The sequence below is a fragment of the Anabaena sp. AL93 genome (assembly GCF_001672085.1).
GTDB classification, from domain to species: domain Bacteria; phylum Cyanobacteriota; class Cyanobacteriia; order Cyanobacteriales; family Nostocaceae; genus Dolichospermum; species Dolichospermum heterosporum.
Map to the genome: position 1 here is coordinate 22,605 of NZ_LJOU01000006.1, position 15,213 is coordinate 37,817.

The window sequence follows — 15,213 nt, forward strand, 5'->3', positions numbered from 1 at the left end:
TGGGACGGGCAGGATGCCCATCCTTGATGGTTAGCGGGCTTTTCGTCCCGCACCACAAGAAATTTTTGGGTATTTTTTTAATTGGAAGTCCCTTAAGGTAAGTTCCTTTTGGTCGAGCAATTTTTAGATCGTGTGGATGACGGCAAAAAGCTATGGCAAATGTTTAAGAGATTTGCGATAATTCAGTGAAAGTAATTGACAATTAATGCTACAATAAACAAATAATTACTTGGTATCATACATGATGATTACTCAAGCACTGGAATTACAACCAAACGCCTTAGAAGATATATCAGAAGATATCATTTTTCCACCCAGTGACCTATATAGTGATGAACCTCCCGTGGAAACAGAACTGCATTTACGTCAAATTATTCTTCTTTTCAAATGTTTAGAATGGTTATGGAAAGACAGAACTGATTTTTATGCTGTCGGAAACCTAAGTATTTACTATAGTCCTCATCAAAAAAAATCAGAAGACGTTAGAGGTCCAGATTTTTTCGTAGTTTTAGGAACAGAACGAAAAACTAGAAAAAGTTGGGTAGTGTGGGAAGAAAATGGCAAATATCCTCATGTCATTGTCGAAATTCTTTCACCAACCACAGCTAAAACTGATAGAGAAACTAAAAAACTACTTTATCAAGATACTTTCCGTACACCTGATTATTTTTGGTTTGATCCTTATACATTGGAATTTGCAGGATTTAATTTAATCAGTGGCAAATATCAACCCTTACAACCTAATGAAAAAGGACATTTATGGAGTGAAGAATTGGGGTTATATTTAGGAATTCATGAAGGTTTATTAAGATATTTTACATCATTAGGAGTTTTAGTTCCTACACCGGAAGAAAGCGCAGAGATGGAAACAACAAGAGCAGCAATGGAAGCAGAAAAAGCGAAAATATCAAATGAAAAATCTCAAAGGTTAGCCGCAAAATTGAGAGAGTTAAATATTGATCCAGATACGATTTAAGGAAATCTAAAATCAAATTGTGTTTGTTTTAATTACCCCAACTTTGTATATTAGGAGGATAATTTTATGTCAATCATGACAATTAAAGATGTAGAACAAGTCCAAACTGCTTTTAGTGAAGCAGGGTTAGATTATGATGTTGAATTAACAAACGGGAGAATTTCTATCGTGGGTCCATCGGATATTGTATCTAGTGAAATTAGTAGTCGTTTAATTGCTTTCCTCTTTGCTTGGGTAAATCCGCGTCGTTTAGGAAGAGTATTTGATTCTGCTGGTGGTTTTATTTTACCTGATAGCAACCTCACCGCACCAGATGTTTCTTTTGTTCGGGCTGCACGTCTGCGTCAAAGTCCCCGTTATTTTGGCGAACTTGTGCCAGATTTAGTAGTAGAAATTAAATCTCAAAGTGATAGAATTAAACCTTTAGTTACTAAAATTCTCAACTTTGTAGAATTAGGTGCTGTGATGGGAATTTTAATTGATCCTGATGAAGAAACTGTTACAGTTTATCGTCATCAAGGTGAACCAACTATTTTAAATAATGGCGATATTTTAACTTTACCAGAACTTTTTCCCGGTTGGGAATTAGCCGTTTCTGAATTATGGCCTCCTATTTTTACTGAAGAAGAAATAGAAGGTTAATTTGTTTGATCGGATTGGTTTTTTGTGGAGTTCTTTGATGAGAAATCGGGAATTTTGCCCCAAGAGTGCGGAGAAACCTCCACACTCATCTTTGATTTTATTCGTGGATAGTCACTTTGATCATTTTAACTGGAGTTGTGGGGCGATCGCCTGCACCCGTGGGAGTAGTTTCAATGGCTTTCAATACATCCATCCCTTCAGTAACTCGACCGAAAACAGGGTGTTTAGATTGACCAGGTGTAAACCAATCCAGATAGTGATTGTGGACAGTGTTGATAAAAAACTGGCAACTACCACTATTAGGTCTTCCCGTATTAGCCATAGACAAAGTTCCTGGTTCGTTAGAAAGTTTCCCATCTTCAGGATGCTCATCTTGAATGCAACCATCAGGACTATTACCTGTACCCGCACGAGGAGAGCTAGGATCTTTACTGTAAGGACAACCAAACTGCACCATGAAGTTATTAATCACACGGTGGAAATGTAGACCATCATAAAACTCACTTTTAGCCAATTTGATGAAATTTCCCGCCGTTATGGGCATAACATCGGTAAATAGCTCAAGAGTAATAGTACCAAGGGAAGTTTCTAGAGTTGCGGTGGGATTTGCCATGAATATTGAATTACTAATCTTTGTAATGGGTTGTTTTGTCGCTTCTAGTTTACCTAAAATATTGAAAATAATGTTCACCAAAATCCACAATTAACCCAAATTCGTACTACCTACTGTCAAACCAACAACCTCCATTCGTCATGCAAAAACTCAAGCTGAGGTTATTTTATCGGCATTTTAAGTAGCTTGGCACAATTAAATATAAAACCTCTCTCCAAACCTCTCCCCTGGTAGGGGAGAGGCTTTGATTCCCCCTTCCCTCCCAGGGAAGGGGGTTGGGGGGTTAGGTTTATATTATATTTTTTAACGCCCACTTACTTAATCAGGAAAAGCTAAACCAGTTCTCGGATCTCTGATATATAATCCTAGTGTCAAACTCCGCATCACTTCATCCCAAATCGGTATTAATTGCTCTGCTTGATCTGCCCAATAATCAAAGGTAATTAAACATTGAATATTTGAACCCAAACCCACACAAGTCCGAGAAAAAGCTTCTCTGGGTTCAGTTTGAGTGTCAATAAATTTAATTTGACACCACATAATCCGGGCTGTTTGTCGCTTAACAGTAATTACTTCTCCTCTTTCAATCACATCACGGCTATCATCTTCCATGATTTTCTTCAAAGTGTGTTTAAGGGGAAACAGTGTCCAGTCATTCGGGGGTAAATGATTGTAAGATACCTCTAAACAACAATCATCATCAGGTGGTTTTTTATCCATGAACTTAAAAGATTTTTCTTGTGGTTCAAATACCCAATTTTGGGGAACATTGAAGCGAACCGCGCCTCTCCCAGCTACAAAAATCTTATAATCATCAGGACCTTCCCAATGATGATCTGGGCTTAATTCTAGGGTTTCTTTAATCCATTGAAGATTGCTTTTTTTCCGCTTGGCCATAGTTTTAATAAGGGATTAAATTTTAACTGACATTTATCAAACTTATGTTGGAAACATATTTTTACGTTTCTATTTCCAATCCTACACCATCATAAAGTATTTCTATGGGAAATTCAAATTCAATACTTGATAAAGTGATGATGTCTCCAGTAGTGTAGGGATAGTAAAGCCACATTCTTCCTTCTCCTCGACAGTAACGTTCAACAGATATTTTTTCGGAATCAATCAAGATGTATTCTTGTAAACTAGGCATTGTTAAATAATATCTGAATTTTTCTCCTCTATCTTTATTACTTGTACCAGGAGAAAGAACTTCAACAATCAATTTAGGGTTTTGAATAAATTTGCGGGCATTAAGGTCATCAGGGTGACAACTAACGATAAGATCAGGATAGAAGTATGGGCTTTTAGGGGTAACTTGCACTTTCACATCTGATACATTGACTCGACAACCTCTAGGACGCAGATGTGGATATAGGTTTCTGTAAAGATTGAGAGCAAGATCATTATGGGGAATTGTACCACCAGTCATGGCAAAGACTTCGCCATTGATATATTCATAGCGAATATCCTGGTCAAGTTCCCATGCAAGATATTCTTCAATGGTCATTTTTTGCGGTTGTTGAGGAATGGCTATCATATGAGGATTTTTCTAAGTTTGTTTTGATTATAGCAACTACAATTAGAGTTATTTTCAGGTAAGTTTCGATAAATTATTAAGATTCTTTTCACATTTTGCGGCGCAGATAGTGGTTTAAAATGAGTTTAGGATATTATACTTAGATAAAGTTGCCTTAAACAAAGCTGAAAAATTAAATATTTTCACTAAGTTGAATGTGACGGTTATTTGTGTAAATTAGTTAATTTAACTATCTTATGATGATGAAAAATGAAAAATGGAACACAGAAAATATTCTCAGTCAAAAAGGCAGAATAGTAATTGTCACAGGTTCAAGTAGCGGTATCGGTTATGAAACGGCGCGGGTTTTAGCTAATAAACAAGCATCGGTGATCATTGCGGTTCGTAATTTGGATAAAGGAAATAAGGCGTTGGCGAAAATTATTCAACAGAATAAAGATGCTGATGTTCGGGTAATGGAACTTGATTTGGCGAATTTAGCATCGGTTAAAAATTTCGCAGAAAACTTTCAGAAAAATTATTCACGTTTGGATTTATTGATTAATAATGCGGGTGTGATGATTCCGCCGTATTCAAAAACAAAAGATGGTTTTGAATTACAATTTGGAACTAATCATCTCGGACATTTTGCTTTGACGGGACAACTTTTAAAACTTTTGATTAGCACGCAAGGTTCACGAATTGTCAATGTTTCCAGCGGCGCACATAATTTTGGCAAACTAGATTTCGATGATTTGAATTGGGAAAAGAGAAATTATGCCCAATGGACGGCTTACGGTGATAGCAAACTTGCTAATCTTTATTTTACCTACGAACTCGACCGGAAACTAAAAGAGCAAGGGATAAACACCCTTGTAACTGCTTCACATCCGGGTTGGACTGCAACTGAATTGCAGAGAACGGCGGGTGATGTGATGAAATATCTCAATGGTATCTTTGCTCAAGATATCACAATGGGCGCATTACCAACTCTGCGGGCGGCAATTGAAGAAGGTTTGAAAGGGACGGAATATTTCGGTCCCAATGGATTTATGGAGATAAGTGGCTATCCAGTCAAGGTGGAATCAAATCAGTTATCCAAAGATCGAGCGATCGCTCAAAAACTATGGGTTGTATCAGAACAACTCACCGGCGTGAAATTTGAATTGAATAAAAAGGCATAAAACCCAGGCAAATAAGAAAATGGGCAATGTCTACCATTAACCTAAATTCGAGCCATCTTTTCCGCCATTGTGAAGCTTGCCGTGCGATGCCTACGGCGAGCGAAGCGATCGCTCTCAGGTCTATAATAGTTTTCACTCAGACACACTAACCCACTCCACTGAAAACAATGTTGCAGAATATCATCATCTAACCAATCAAATTTTTCTTGTAAAACTCGCTCGGCTAATTTAGTAGCTGTTCTGGAATCTGCACCACTTTCAACTATGACAATAAACTCAATCACTGACTTCTCCTTCTACCACGCAATCTTCACCTTCAGCATCCCAAAATTCACCTGTTGTTAAGGTTTCTTTTGCCCATTCTACATCAGGATATTCATCTAAACGTTTGGAAACTGTGAAACCTGATTTACTATTATTTAATATGTGGACTTGAGAAGGAGCAAGTGCATCAATAATATAAGGGGAATGAGTAGAAAAAATAATTTGCAGGTTGGGATTTTCGGCAATGATTTCTTTGAAAACTGTCATTAACTCACGTTGTGCTTGAGGATGAAGTCCCTGTTCCACATCATCTAATAAAACTAAATTAGGTTGATTAGGATTCATTAATACAGTTAATAATCCTAACGTTAACATTGTTCCATCGCTAATTGCATGGGCTGGAATACGTTCACCTGTATTCATATCTAGCACAATTTCTTGTTCTGTCATTTCCTGAGTTTCTTCATAGGAAATAGGTTTACCGTTAACTTCGATTAATCGCTGACGAATGACTGGAACTTTTGCTCGTTTTATGCCAACTTTGCGGACATTTGGGACAATTCGAGTCAGCTTTTCTTCTATTAATTGAAATTTATCTGGGGCTTCATCACGGAGAAAATCTAAGGTAGGTGCTAATCCTGATCCGTCAAATTCAACTCTTGGTGTGACTTCATCACTGTAAGCTGGTTTTGCAAGATTGTTGGCCACTAATTTTAGGTAAACAATAGGTGGTAAATATTCACGAAATATATGAGGGTATGTAATGTATGTTTCTTTTTCAAAACTATCTTCATTTTCACATATTTTCCATGATGTTTTTGGAATCCAACGTTTACTATTATCCTGCTTCCAGCTATAGGAGATTTCCCAAATATCTTGATTTGGATCTTTCCAAAAACCACTTGCAGTCAAAGACATATATTTTTCCCCAATTTTTGTAAGAAATTGAGGTGAATTTTCATTTATAAATGTTGTTATGAATAATTTAGAATTGACAAGTTTACTTAGATTATGCAATGCTTGTAACACACTTGTTTTACCTGCACTATTTTTTCCTACGAGTCCATGTAATCGGGAACTATCGAAATTGAGTTCTGTAGATTTATGGCTTTTGAAATTATGAAGAATTAGTTTTTCTAGCATATTTTTATAGATCACAATAACTCAGGAATATGTTCATTTTCATAGTTTTCAATTAATGCACCAATAACTTCCATAAGCGATGCAAGAGGATGGGTTTCATCTTCACCAACTTGATCAATGAGAGTATCAAGTATATTAACCAAGTATTCATATTCTGCTTCTGTGTGAGGGACAAAAACATTTTCAGCAATGGATGACCAAGCAGTGATAGTTTGATTGATGTTTAAGGTTTGCATTATTCTTTTCTTGAGGCGTTGCTGATTAAGGGTATGAATTTTAGTCTCACGCAAAGGCGCAAAGACGCACTGAGGTAAGAGTTTTAAAGGTTCAATTTGGGAATTTCATACCTCAATTCAGCAACGCCCTTTTCTTGAATGTACCTCAAAAGCCAAATCTGCACGGTAAAAACACACATCAAACTCTAAAAAGAAGTTCATACGCCCTAATAATAAAGGTACATCATCAGATAAGCACCACGCAAAAACTAAGCGAACAGGCTCAAATGATCCAATCTGGGCAGATACCAGTAAACCTCTTGCCTCTACTGGTGCTAAATTGCCAGCCAATATCACAGAAGTAGTTTGTTCCTCCCAAATTGCACCTAGCTGGATACCTACACTGTATGGCAGAACGTTAACACTTGCGCCAGTATCCAATAAACCGGAAACGTCTACTGATGAGTTACGATAAGTAAGTGTTAATGGTAACTTTGGTAGAGCATCAGGAACACCAAAGGTATCATATCCCTCTGTAAAGGAAAATCTTTGAGTTTTAGTCATTTTACTTTTGTTCGTCGGCTTCTAGTAGTTGGGCAAGTTGATGTGCGGCGGCATGGGAATTAAGCGGTGATAAAATAGAATAGGTTGCTCCCTGTTCTAATGATGGTTCTTCATCCCTAGATAATTCGGAAACTAGAAACTGCATTACTTTTAGTTTGTCGGCACGATTTAGATTTCGCAGGGTGGGAAATAGTTCTATGGCGTTCATGATTTGTAGTTTTAATTTTTCTGATCAGGGATTTATTCTAACATACTCTCTAAAAATAGGAGATAAATTAAACCATTTTACTGAAGTTTTAATAAGCTAACATCAGTTCTGCAACATCTACCTCAGAAAATCCCATTAACTTTCCCACTTGCTTAATGTACATTTTTTTCCGTTATGTGAAAATCTCCATCACGCTTTGCAAGTGCGATCAAATCAATTAATAAACCTAAAGCATCATCGGGATATTTAGCTATTAATGAATAATCTACTTCTATTCTCTGAGAGGATAATAAATTTTTGATTTCCTGAATTTCTGCCGATGTTAAATTAGCATTGGTAATAATCGTCTTGAGATATTCTTTTTCTTGAGGCTCAACACTACCATCAACTTTCATTAAATTAATCAGGGTTTTAATCTTTAATAATTCTAGTCTTTCTCCTGTTATATTATTTGCTTCTATGTCAGATGTAGGAAAAAGATTATCAGTATATTCAATGCTACATTCATTTAATGATTCAGTCTCATCTAATATCTCAATTTCTTTTTCAAATATTTGAATAGCCTTATTACCTACTTGTTTAGTTGAATAGGCTGACCATAAACCCATAGCAGTAGCACCAACTCCAGGTAAATATTTACTAACAATTGATTTCGTTGCACTGTTGACTACATTTCCTGTCAATTGATGAACTATACGTTTAAATATGGACGGGGTTAATTTTCTAGTGATAATTTTACTACCTTGAGCAATAATAACTCTATTTGCTACTGCATTGATGCCGGGGGTAATTAATCCTGTACCCAATGAAGAAATCAAGACACCAGCTAATAGTTCCTTGTTTAAATATTGCTGCTTATCATAAGCTACACCCACATCATAAATCATGGCAATTTGGTTTCGCATGACTGTGATAATTTCTGGAGCAACTGCTAATATTCCCAATGGACCTGCTGGTACTAAATTAGCTGCTACTGATATCCCTCCATTCCGTTTTGCATAACCATTAACAATTGAATTAGCTGATTCTATGGAAGGTCTTTGATCTTGATAAGGATTTTTAGTAAAATAATTACTTCTATCTTGTGCAACTATATCAAATGAAGCGATGATTTTTTCACTAACTTTGTTTTGTCGTTCTTGAATAACTTTATTACTGGTATTTTGTTGGTTGATCATGTATATAGCAATTCCCATTCAATTTGATTTAGGATAATTCTACAGTATAATTTTACTCAGTGTCAAGATTTGATAGTAGCAAATTTATAAACCTTGAATTTCCTCCCGTTCTTCAAAATGAAGCTGTTCTGGAAGTTCAAGCGGCTCACCTTCCCAACTACCTATCACTTCTTCCAAAAATCTACGAGAATATCCTAATTCTTCTGGTGTTTTACTTGCAGATTGTAATGATTTTTCTGCAATACGTTGAAATACAATTACTATTTCTAACTCTTCATTGGCAAATTCATCAGGAAGTTCAACTTTGAGAATTTTATCATTACCAATGTGTGTTTTAATTTTCATACTTTCCATAGACTGATCTCCTGGTTGATTATGTTGTCAGCAGTTTGGATAAAATTTTTGATGGTTGTTCACGAATTAATTATAGAAATTAGTTTAGAAGGTAAAGGAATTTGTTGTTTACCACTACAATAAACAGTTTCTATCCATAACTCTCGCGCTTCATTAATATTTTCTATTGCTTCTTCTAAATTGTCTCCCTGAATCATACAACCTGGTAAGTCAGGAATCATCACTGTATATCCTCCGTCCTCTTCTGGATAAATAGACATGGGATATTTTAAAGACAAATAATATTCTAAAGATAGCATTTTTTCGGCTAGGTGGTTGAGATAATTCTTCATTGACCAGTTATACCACACCTCACAAAAATAATATTCTTGGTTAATCAAACTTAACTCCGTTTATAAACCATTTCCATCCTCAACTTCTCTACCTCAATCTTCAACCGTTCATTCTCCATTTTCAACCACCTGTCATTTTGTTTTGATTATAACAACTACAATTACAACTATTTTGAGTTTATTAAAGTGTGCTTTCATGAAAATTTCGCGCTAAGATGCTCTGAAAGACTCTAATAGACATCTCTGAAAAAGAATCTGAAACTCTGAATCTGTCTAGCTGAAAACCTAATTTCTGGAGAGGTCTAATCTTTAGGTAATGGCAGTTAATTCTGAAATATCTTTATAGATATTTAATATTCCGTAGTGTTGTAGTGAATGATCAGACATAGTAAAATACTGATAAACTTAGTTTTTACAACATCTGGTCAATGAAAACAATCTTAAATTCTCAGCATCCCCTGATACTTAAGTTGGCTGCAAGTATTTTGGTATTTTTATCAGTTTTCGTAACTGGTATAAATTCTGAAAGTTTGGCCGCTGCTGAAAAAGTAACTTTTGCAGCCTATGGTGATATACCTTATTTCGCAAAGTTAGCAGATGGTAGAACTGATGAGCAAGTTTTGATCCAAGATATTGCGCCTAAATTCCGCCAACGTGAAGATATATCCTTTGTGATTCATTTGGGTGATCTTGGTCGTCCCCAGGATACTTGTTATGATACTTGGTTGGAGAAGAATAAGACATTTTGGAAAACCGATATAGTTAAACCTGTGTTTTTTACACCAGGAGATAATGATTGGACTGATTGCGATCGGGAAGGTCTAACTGTTAGAAAATCAGAGTTGGAAAGACTAGACGCAATTAGAAAGGTGTTCTTTAGTAAACCTAAAACCCTCAATCCTGAATGGCGATATGAAGAACAAGCCACTTTACCTGAAAATGAAACTTGGTGGTATAAAGGTGTCCGTTTTGTAACACAACATATCGTCAGCACTGATAATGGACGCACTGAGATACTTCTTGATGATCCTATCAAAGTTAATCAATTAGTTGATGAACGGGATAAAGAGAATGCTATTTGGCTTAATCATGCTTTTGAAATGGCAAAAGATAGCGATACATCGGCTGTAGTTGTAGCGACTCAATTAGATCCTTTTGCTCCTGATGGCAGCACGAATGATGTTTTCAGCAGATGTTTAAATAATCATGCGTATAAAGGATTCTGTGAACAATTGCAGACATTGGCGGCAAATTTAGATAAACCAGTGTTATTGGTTCACGGTGATACTAATGCTTACTGTTATGATCAACCCTTTCCTGTAGGTAAAACTCCGAAATTATGGCGCTTGAATGCACCTGGTGATTTTAAAGTGATTGATGCTTCTTTAATCTCTTTTGATCCTAGCAATTCTAGCAAACCTTTTGAAGTTACCGGACTGTTATCAGGTAAAGAACCTCCTCAAATCTGTGATTACAGTAGATAATAGGTGATTAATTGATGATGCGATATGTGTTAAAAACACAGCGATCGCACATCATATAATTATTTTTGGTGTTGCTGGTTTAGTTTCAGCAACGCCAAAAAATGAAACCACATCACACAAAAATGAGATTCTTAATTAACCAAACTTAACTCCGTTTATAAACCATTTCCATCCTCAACTTCTCCACCTCAATCTTCAACCGTTCATTCTCCATTTTCAACCCTGTATTTTCATCCTTAATCAACTCCACCTCATTCCGTTTACTCAAAGCCTGATTAATTGCCAACTTCCGCATATCTAAAGAAAACCAACGTTGATAAGTTTTCGTATGAATCTGCACACTATGACCCAAATTATCCGCCGCAGCCTTAATAGGAACTCCCAAAATATGCGCTCGAATTGCCCAACCATGACGTAAATCATAGGGTTTAAAATCTAATCCAATTTTTCTAAACCACCAACTCACCCTTTGGATTAAAGCCGTGATTTCTGCATGATTATTTTGGTCTTTTTTACTAATTGCGATCGCCAACATTTCCAAATATTTAGGATTTCTTAAATCAAATTCATCAATCCATTCTTTATATAAAGGCAAGGCTTCTCTTTCACCAGTTTTACAATTTTTATCAACCTTCCAAGTTAAATCTAGATTTTCATCACTTAACCACCAATCAATATGAGGATTAACAAAAAGTTCTCTGGGACGTAAACCAAAAACCGCCAACATTCCATAAGTCCAACGCCAAAGTTGCCAACTATCTTTCACATCTTGATTAACTTGTTTACCTCGATTATTTAGATATTCATCAAACTTGTAAAATCCCGTAACTATGTCCTTATCTGTAGGAACATTGCGGGAATTACTTTCAGGAACTTTAGAATAATTAGTTAAATTAATCTCTATTTTAAAAAGTTGGCAAAATACAGAAATAGCCCTCACCGCATTATATTTAGCCCATTCCTTATCTATCTTATCAATCGCATTAATCAAAACTTCCCCAATTGCCAAATCATCAGCATTTGTATAACGCTTAATTCGAGAAAAATAATAGAAAAAAGTATGTTCACTTTTATTCGTGCGTTTATGGGTTTTAAAATATTCCTCCTCAAACCTTGCCAATAACTCACCAATAGTTATTAACTCCTTTTTAATTGTCTCATTTCCCAAATATTTATCATTCCAAATAAAACTTTTTCTAGCAATTAACTTTCCTAATTCATAAGCTTCCTCTTCAGCAGTTTTCAGTCCATCAAAGTTAGCAGGAATATTCAAAGTGATATTGTATTGTTTTCTTCCCGTTCCCCTTGTATCCTCATCTCCCGGTTTAATGGGTAAAGTTGCCCGTAATTGCAGACATCCGTTTGATTCCCGAATTGTTACTCTGGTTTTTGCAGACTTCAAACGCAGATTTACCTGTTCCAATTCCCATAGTAGCTGTTCTTTCATAATCCTTGGCGTTGCTGATTAAGAATATGAATTTATTTCACGCAGAGACGCAGAGGCACAGAGAAATTTAATTTTTCCTTTGCGTGAGACTTATTCTGAATCTTTCAGACTATATTTAGAGTAAAAATAAATCAGTTAATTGCAAACATAGTTTATCGCTGACATTGCTCACTGCAAACATAGCGAAATTAAATAGTGACGAAACCCACCTATTCCTTCGGAACGCTACGCAAACTTGGGTTCAAAAGTCTTGATTTTTCATTACTCCACGCCAGTGGACTTTGTTTGTGTAGTAGCGATTTGGCGTTGCTGATTAAGGGTATGAATTTTAGTCTCACGCAAAGGCGCAAAGGCGCAAAGACGCAAAGGTAAGAGTTTTAAAGGTTCAATTTGGGAATTTCATACCTCAATTCAGCAACTCCCGATTTCTAATCGCCGAAAACTTTTAAAACATCCTCCTAAATAAATTGGGTAGGCATCGGCAATATAATATTAAGAATTAATAATGGAATCACAAGTATCACAAATCACTGTACCCAGGTTATGCTAAAATCTGTCTGGGGAGGGTTTTGTAGTATAAGATGCTTTAATCCTATGAATCTATCTGGTACTGAGTTAAAAAAATTAGTGAATGCCATCATTAGTGCTTATCCCACTCAAGAGGATTTAGCAATGATGGTTCAGTTTGAATTAGCAGAAAATTTAGAGGCGATCGCTGGAGGTGGCAATCTCACACAGTTAGTATTTAATCTAGTGACAAAATGGGCAATTCCTAGAGGCAAAATCTCGCGTCTAATTATAGCAGCTTATGAAACTAATCCGGGTAATCCTGAACTCAAAGAATTTTATGAGTCTATGGTTATCAAGAAAAGGTTTATTGTAGATTCTGCCATCAAGAAACCAGACTTTGGACCCGATATTAACTGGCGTGGAGAAACCGATGAAATTCAACTCCAAAGTTGGCTACAACCTCAACCAGATTATTGGGATGTGGGATTTTTAAAAGGAGCGATCGCACAATCATCTTCAGTTTGCCGTATTGAAATTACCTCTCGTGATATTATGGCAACAGGAGTTTTAATTACTGCAAATAAAGTCTTAACTAATTATCATGTTTTAAAATATAGAGATGAAGACAACTTAGAAAATAATGCTTTAAATGCTATATTAAAATTTGGCTGTTTGACCTCAGATAATGGAGTAGAAACACAAGGTAAATCTTTTCAGTTAGATAGAGAAAACCCAATTTTATGCTTTAGTAAAACAGAAGATTTAGATTATGTTCTATTACAAGTGGAGGCGAAAATTACTCAAGCAACTGATATTAAACCCGCTCGTTGGGATAGTCATAAATTACCTCTGGAAAGGATGGGAATTAGTGTATTACAACATCCTGAAGGGGACTCCATGAAATTATCAATCAGTCAAGATGGTATTATCGGAGTCTACCAAAATAGTGGTTTAGTTCAATATGTGAATAAAACCGCTGTAGGATCAAGTGGTTCACCTTGTTTCGATGAAAATTGGTATTTAGTAGCTTTACATCATGCCCAAAAAGCGAAAACTTTTGGCTCAATTAGAGAGGGTATTTTATTTGCTAGTATTTATCAAGAAATTAAAGATTTTTTAAATTAATTTAAGGAGTTAATATGGGACGGAGAATTATTACCAGTCAACTACAAGCTAAAGGCGAAGAAGCAAAATTAGACGGCTATTTTGATAAATTAATTAAATATATTCCTACTGAAATTGTCGGTGGTTGGATTGCGATGACAGGACTAATTAAAGGTGCTAGTAATATACCCACAAATACTATATTATGGATTTTATTCGTTATCTTTACTGGATTAACGGCTGTTTATATTATTCAGCAGACTTTTGAACCGAAAAAGCCTTTAGCAATTAAACAAACGAGCATTTCTACTATTGCTTTTATTGTTTGGGTATTTGCTTTAGGAGAACCTTTTAATAGCTTGAGTTTTTATAATCCTGTTTATGGATCAATTTTGTTAATTTTGTATAATTTAACTATTCCTTTGATTAATCCTGTTGAAGAGAGCAAGAAAAATAATATGAGGATTTAAAACTTGAAGATTGGAAAGAAAATTTATAAATTGAAGACAAAAAAACTATTATTATCGTGGAATTGAGTTATGATATTATCGCCTATGGTTCGTGAGGAATTACGCAAGACTATGCTTCAAGCATATCCAGATAAAACTGATTTGGAGATTCTGGTTTTACGTGCGTTTGAGAGAAACTTAAGTGAAATTGCTGAAGGTCTGAACCTTACAGAGATCACTTTTAAGCTAATTGAATGGGCAAACAGTAGGGGAAAAATTAAAAATTTATTAATGGCAATCCATAAAGATGAAGATAGACAAGAGAATTTACGATTACAAAATCTTATTAATGATCTGTTGATTTCGACTAATCATGAAATTAATATTGTTTTATTAGTTATGAATCACAGCGAAGCCAAAGAATTAGATTCAGAAACTGTTTTTCTTGATTATAACAGTGACCTACGGGAAAATTTTCGGAGATTAAGACTAACATTAAAAAATAATGAAGTTATTAATTGGGTTAATCATTATCAATCAACTTCGGAAGAATGGCAACCTTTTAATCAAGATAAAAATATTACTCAATTGATTAATGAGGTCATTGAGAAGGTTGAATCTGAATCAATAATAGTATCCAGATTTATTAATATTAGTGACCTAAATGGAAATAATCATGATAGCTTTAGACTATTAAAAAAATTACGGGATAAAGGATGTATAATTATTATGGATGTTATTTCAATGCAACATCCTAAAATGCAGCGTTTATTTAAAAGTACAGCCCTCGATGCTTCTTCTAATACATTATTGCTTATGGTTGCTCCTATTCATTCGGCATTTGACGTGGTAACAAGTATAACAGGTATTATTGAACAACGGATTGATCTAGAATTTTATCGTCGCTCACAATTGAGTGATAGTAAATGTATTGAAACTGCCCGTGAAGATCGTTTTCGGGCTTGGTTAATAGAGAAACTTTCATCAGATAAAGATAAACCTTGGAGTTATTATGGTAGAGGAGGTTGAG

The 15,213-nt window shown here is 35.4% G+C and carries 19 protein-coding genes; 7 read left to right on the plus strand and 12 right to left on the minus strand.

Features of this window, described 5'->3' with window-relative positions:
* The first annotated feature begins 241 nt into the window (after positions 1-241).
* Both AN486_RS02650 and AN486_RS02655 read left to right on the plus strand, forming a co-directional pair.
* Positions 242-976, plus strand: a complete 735-nt coding sequence (locus AN486_RS02650) for a Uma2 family endonuclease (RefSeq protein ID WP_290599115.1) — start codon at positions 242-244, stop codon at positions 974-976.
* Between the two features lie 66 nt (positions 977-1,042).
* Positions 1,043-1,618, plus strand: coding sequence for a Uma2 family endonuclease (locus tag AN486_RS02655; protein WP_168636829.1), 576 nt, complete (start codon positions 1,043-1,045; stop codon positions 1,616-1,618).
* A 97-nt stretch (positions 1,619-1,715) separates the two neighbouring features.
* On the opposite strand, the gene AN486_RS02660 is transcribed toward AN486_RS02655, so the two are convergent.
* The 3 genes from AN486_RS02660 to AN486_RS02670 form a co-directional block, all read right to left on the minus strand.
* Positions 1,716-2,309, minus strand: coding sequence for a peptidylprolyl isomerase (locus tag AN486_RS02660; protein WP_290599176.1), 594 nt, complete (start codon positions 2,307-2,309; stop codon positions 1,716-1,718).
* 240 nt (positions 2,310-2,549) lie between these two features.
* The gene (locus AN486_RS02665) at positions 2,550-3,128 is read right to left on the minus strand and encodes a hypothetical protein (protein WP_148762513.1); all 579 of its coding nucleotides are present in this window, start codon (positions 3,126-3,128) and stop codon (positions 2,550-2,552) included.
* Between the two features lie 61 nt (positions 3,129-3,189).
* Positions 3,190-3,768, minus strand: coding sequence for a Uma2 family endonuclease (locus AN486_RS02670; RefSeq protein ID WP_053540119.1), 579 nt, complete (start codon positions 3,766-3,768; stop codon positions 3,190-3,192).
* A gap of 242 nt (positions 3,769-4,010) precedes the next feature.
* Between AN486_RS02670 and AN486_RS02675 the strand changes: the two genes are divergently transcribed.
* A complete protein-coding gene (locus tag AN486_RS02675; protein WP_053540118.1) occupies positions 4,011-4,931 on the plus strand; it encodes an SDR family NAD(P)-dependent oxidoreductase in 921 nt (306 codons plus the stop codon).
* A 41-nt stretch (positions 4,932-4,972) separates the two neighbouring features.
* Here the strand turns inward: AN486_RS02675 and AN486_RS02680 are convergent, their stop codons facing one another.
* The 8 genes from AN486_RS02680 to AN486_RS02715 all read right to left on the minus strand — a co-directional run bounded on the left by AN486_RS02680 (position 4,973) and on the right by AN486_RS02715 (position 9,237).
* Positions 4,973-5,215 carry a hypothetical protein gene (locus AN486_RS02680; protein ID WP_290599121.1) on the minus strand — a complete coding sequence of 81 codons (243 nt, stop codon included), beginning with the start codon at positions 5,213-5,215 and terminating at the stop codon, positions 4,973-4,975.
* Positions 5,208-6,338, minus strand: coding sequence for an AAA family ATPase (locus AN486_RS02685; RefSeq protein WP_053540116.1), 1,131 nt, complete (start codon positions 6,336-6,338; stop codon positions 5,208-5,210). Before AN486_RS02685 ends, AN486_RS02680 begins: the two co-directional genes overlap by 8 nt.
* A gap of 11 nt (positions 6,339-6,349) precedes the next feature.
* Positions 6,350-6,574 (minus strand): hypothetical protein, encoded by a 225-nt coding sequence (locus AN486_RS02690; protein ID WP_053540115.1) that lies wholly within the window; start codon positions 6,572-6,574, stop codon positions 6,350-6,352.
* 117 nt (positions 6,575-6,691) lie between these two features.
* Positions 6,692-7,117 (minus strand): hypothetical protein, encoded by a 426-nt coding sequence (locus AN486_RS02695; RefSeq protein WP_053540114.1) that lies wholly within the window; start codon positions 7,115-7,117, stop codon positions 6,692-6,694.
* Position 7,118: 1 nt separating this feature from the next.
* Positions 7,119-7,325: a hypothetical protein gene (locus AN486_RS02700; protein ID WP_053540113.1), complete on the minus strand. Its 207-nt coding sequence runs from the start codon at positions 7,323-7,325 to the stop codon at positions 7,119-7,121.
* A gap of 152 nt (positions 7,326-7,477) precedes the next feature.
* Positions 7,478-8,503 carry a hypothetical protein gene (locus AN486_RS02705; protein ID WP_290599125.1) on the minus strand — a complete coding sequence of 342 codons (1,026 nt, stop codon included), beginning with the start codon at positions 8,501-8,503 and terminating at the stop codon, positions 7,478-7,480.
* An 84-nt stretch (positions 8,504-8,587) separates the two neighbouring features.
* A complete protein-coding gene (locus tag AN486_RS02710) occupies positions 8,588-8,857 on the minus strand; it encodes a hypothetical protein (protein WP_053540111.1) in 270 nt (89 codons plus the stop codon).
* A 59-nt stretch (positions 8,858-8,916) separates the two neighbouring features.
* The gene (locus AN486_RS02715; protein ID WP_233455564.1) at positions 8,917-9,237 is read right to left on the minus strand and encodes a type II toxin-antitoxin system HicB family antitoxin; all 321 of its coding nucleotides are present in this window, start codon (positions 9,235-9,237) and stop codon (positions 8,917-8,919) included.
* 380 nt (positions 9,238-9,617) lie between these two features.
* Between AN486_RS02715 and AN486_RS02720 the strand changes: the two genes are divergently transcribed.
* A complete protein-coding gene (locus AN486_RS02720) occupies positions 9,618-10,673 on the plus strand; it encodes a metallophosphoesterase (protein WP_053540110.1) in 1,056 nt (351 codons plus the stop codon).
* A gap of 145 nt (positions 10,674-10,818) precedes the next feature.
* On the opposite strand, the gene AN486_RS02725 is transcribed toward AN486_RS02720, so the two are convergent.
* Complete coding sequence (locus AN486_RS02725) at positions 10,819-12,120, minus strand: site-specific integrase (RefSeq protein WP_053540109.1); 1,302 nt, start codon at positions 12,118-12,120, stop codon at positions 10,819-10,821.
* A gap of 594 nt (positions 12,121-12,714) precedes the next feature.
* Here AN486_RS02725 and AN486_RS02730 point away from each other — a divergent pair.
* The 3 genes from AN486_RS02730 (at position 12,715) to AN486_RS02740 (ending at position 15,212) form a co-directional block, all read left to right on the plus strand.
* The gene (locus AN486_RS02730) at positions 12,715-13,755 is read left to right on the plus strand and encodes an effector-associated domain EAD1-containing protein (RefSeq protein ID WP_290599130.1); all 1,041 of its coding nucleotides are present in this window, start codon (positions 12,715-12,717) and stop codon (positions 13,753-13,755) included.
* A gap of 14 nt (positions 13,756-13,769) precedes the next feature.
* Complete coding sequence (locus AN486_RS02735) at positions 13,770-14,204, plus strand: hypothetical protein (RefSeq protein WP_290599132.1); 435 nt, start codon at positions 13,770-13,772, stop codon at positions 14,202-14,204.
* Positions 14,205-14,273: 69 nt separating this feature from the next.
* Entirely contained in the window at positions 14,274-15,212 is a 939-nt protein-coding gene (locus AN486_RS02740; protein ID WP_290599134.1) for an effector-associated domain EAD1-containing protein, read from the plus strand.
* Position 15,213: the final 1 nt, after the last annotated feature.

Excerpts from the sequence above, each read along its gene's own strand:
- AN486_RS02650 (WP_290599115.1), top strand. The coding sequence starts at position 242 with ATGATGATTACTCAAGCACTGGAATTACAACCAAACGCCTTAGAAGAT.
- AN486_RS02655 (WP_168636829.1), top strand. The coding sequence starts at position 1,043 with ATGTCAATCATGACAATTAAAGATGTAGAACAAGTCCAAACTGCTTTT.
- AN486_RS02665 (WP_148762513.1), bottom strand. The coding sequence starts at position 3,128 with ATGGCCAAGCGGAAAAAAAGCAATCTTCAATGGATTAAAGAAACCCTA.
- AN486_RS02670 (WP_053540119.1), bottom strand. The coding sequence starts at position 3,768 with ATGATAGCCATTCCTCAACAACCGCAAAAAATGACCATTGAAGAATAT.
- AN486_RS02675 (WP_053540118.1), top strand. The coding sequence starts at position 4,011 with ATGAAAAATGAAAAATGGAACACAGAAAATATTCTCAGTCAAAAAGGC.
- AN486_RS02685 (WP_053540116.1), bottom strand. The coding sequence starts at position 6,338 with ATGCTAGAAAAACTAATTCTTCATAATTTCAAAAGCCATAAATCTACA.
- AN486_RS02690 (WP_053540115.1), bottom strand. The coding sequence starts at position 6,574 with ATGCAAACCTTAAACATCAATCAAACTATCACTGCTTGGTCATCCATT.
- AN486_RS02695 (WP_053540114.1), bottom strand. The coding sequence starts at position 7,117 with ATGACTAAAACTCAAAGATTTTCCTTTACAGAGGGATATGATACCTTT.
- AN486_RS02700 (WP_053540113.1), bottom strand. The coding sequence starts at position 7,325 with ATGAACGCCATAGAACTATTTCCCACCCTGCGAAATCTAAATCGTGCC.
- AN486_RS02705 (WP_290599125.1), bottom strand. The coding sequence starts at position 8,503 with ATGATCAACCAACAAAATACCAGTAATAAAGTTATTCAAGAACGACAA.
- AN486_RS02710 (WP_053540111.1), bottom strand. The coding sequence starts at position 8,857 with ATGGAAAGTATGAAAATTAAAACACACATTGGTAATGATAAAATTCTC.
- AN486_RS02720 (WP_053540110.1), top strand. The coding sequence starts at position 9,618 with ATGAAAACAATCTTAAATTCTCAGCATCCCCTGATACTTAAGTTGGCT.
- AN486_RS02725 (WP_053540109.1), bottom strand. The coding sequence starts at position 12,120 with ATGAAAGAACAGCTACTATGGGAATTGGAACAGGTAAATCTGCGTTTG.
- AN486_RS02730 (WP_290599130.1), top strand. The coding sequence starts at position 12,715 with ATGAATCTATCTGGTACTGAGTTAAAAAAATTAGTGAATGCCATCATT.
- AN486_RS02735 (WP_290599132.1), top strand. The coding sequence starts at position 13,770 with ATGGGACGGAGAATTATTACCAGTCAACTACAAGCTAAAGGCGAAGAA.
- AN486_RS02740 (WP_290599134.1), top strand. The coding sequence starts at position 14,274 with ATGATATTATCGCCTATGGTTCGTGAGGAATTACGCAAGACTATGCTT.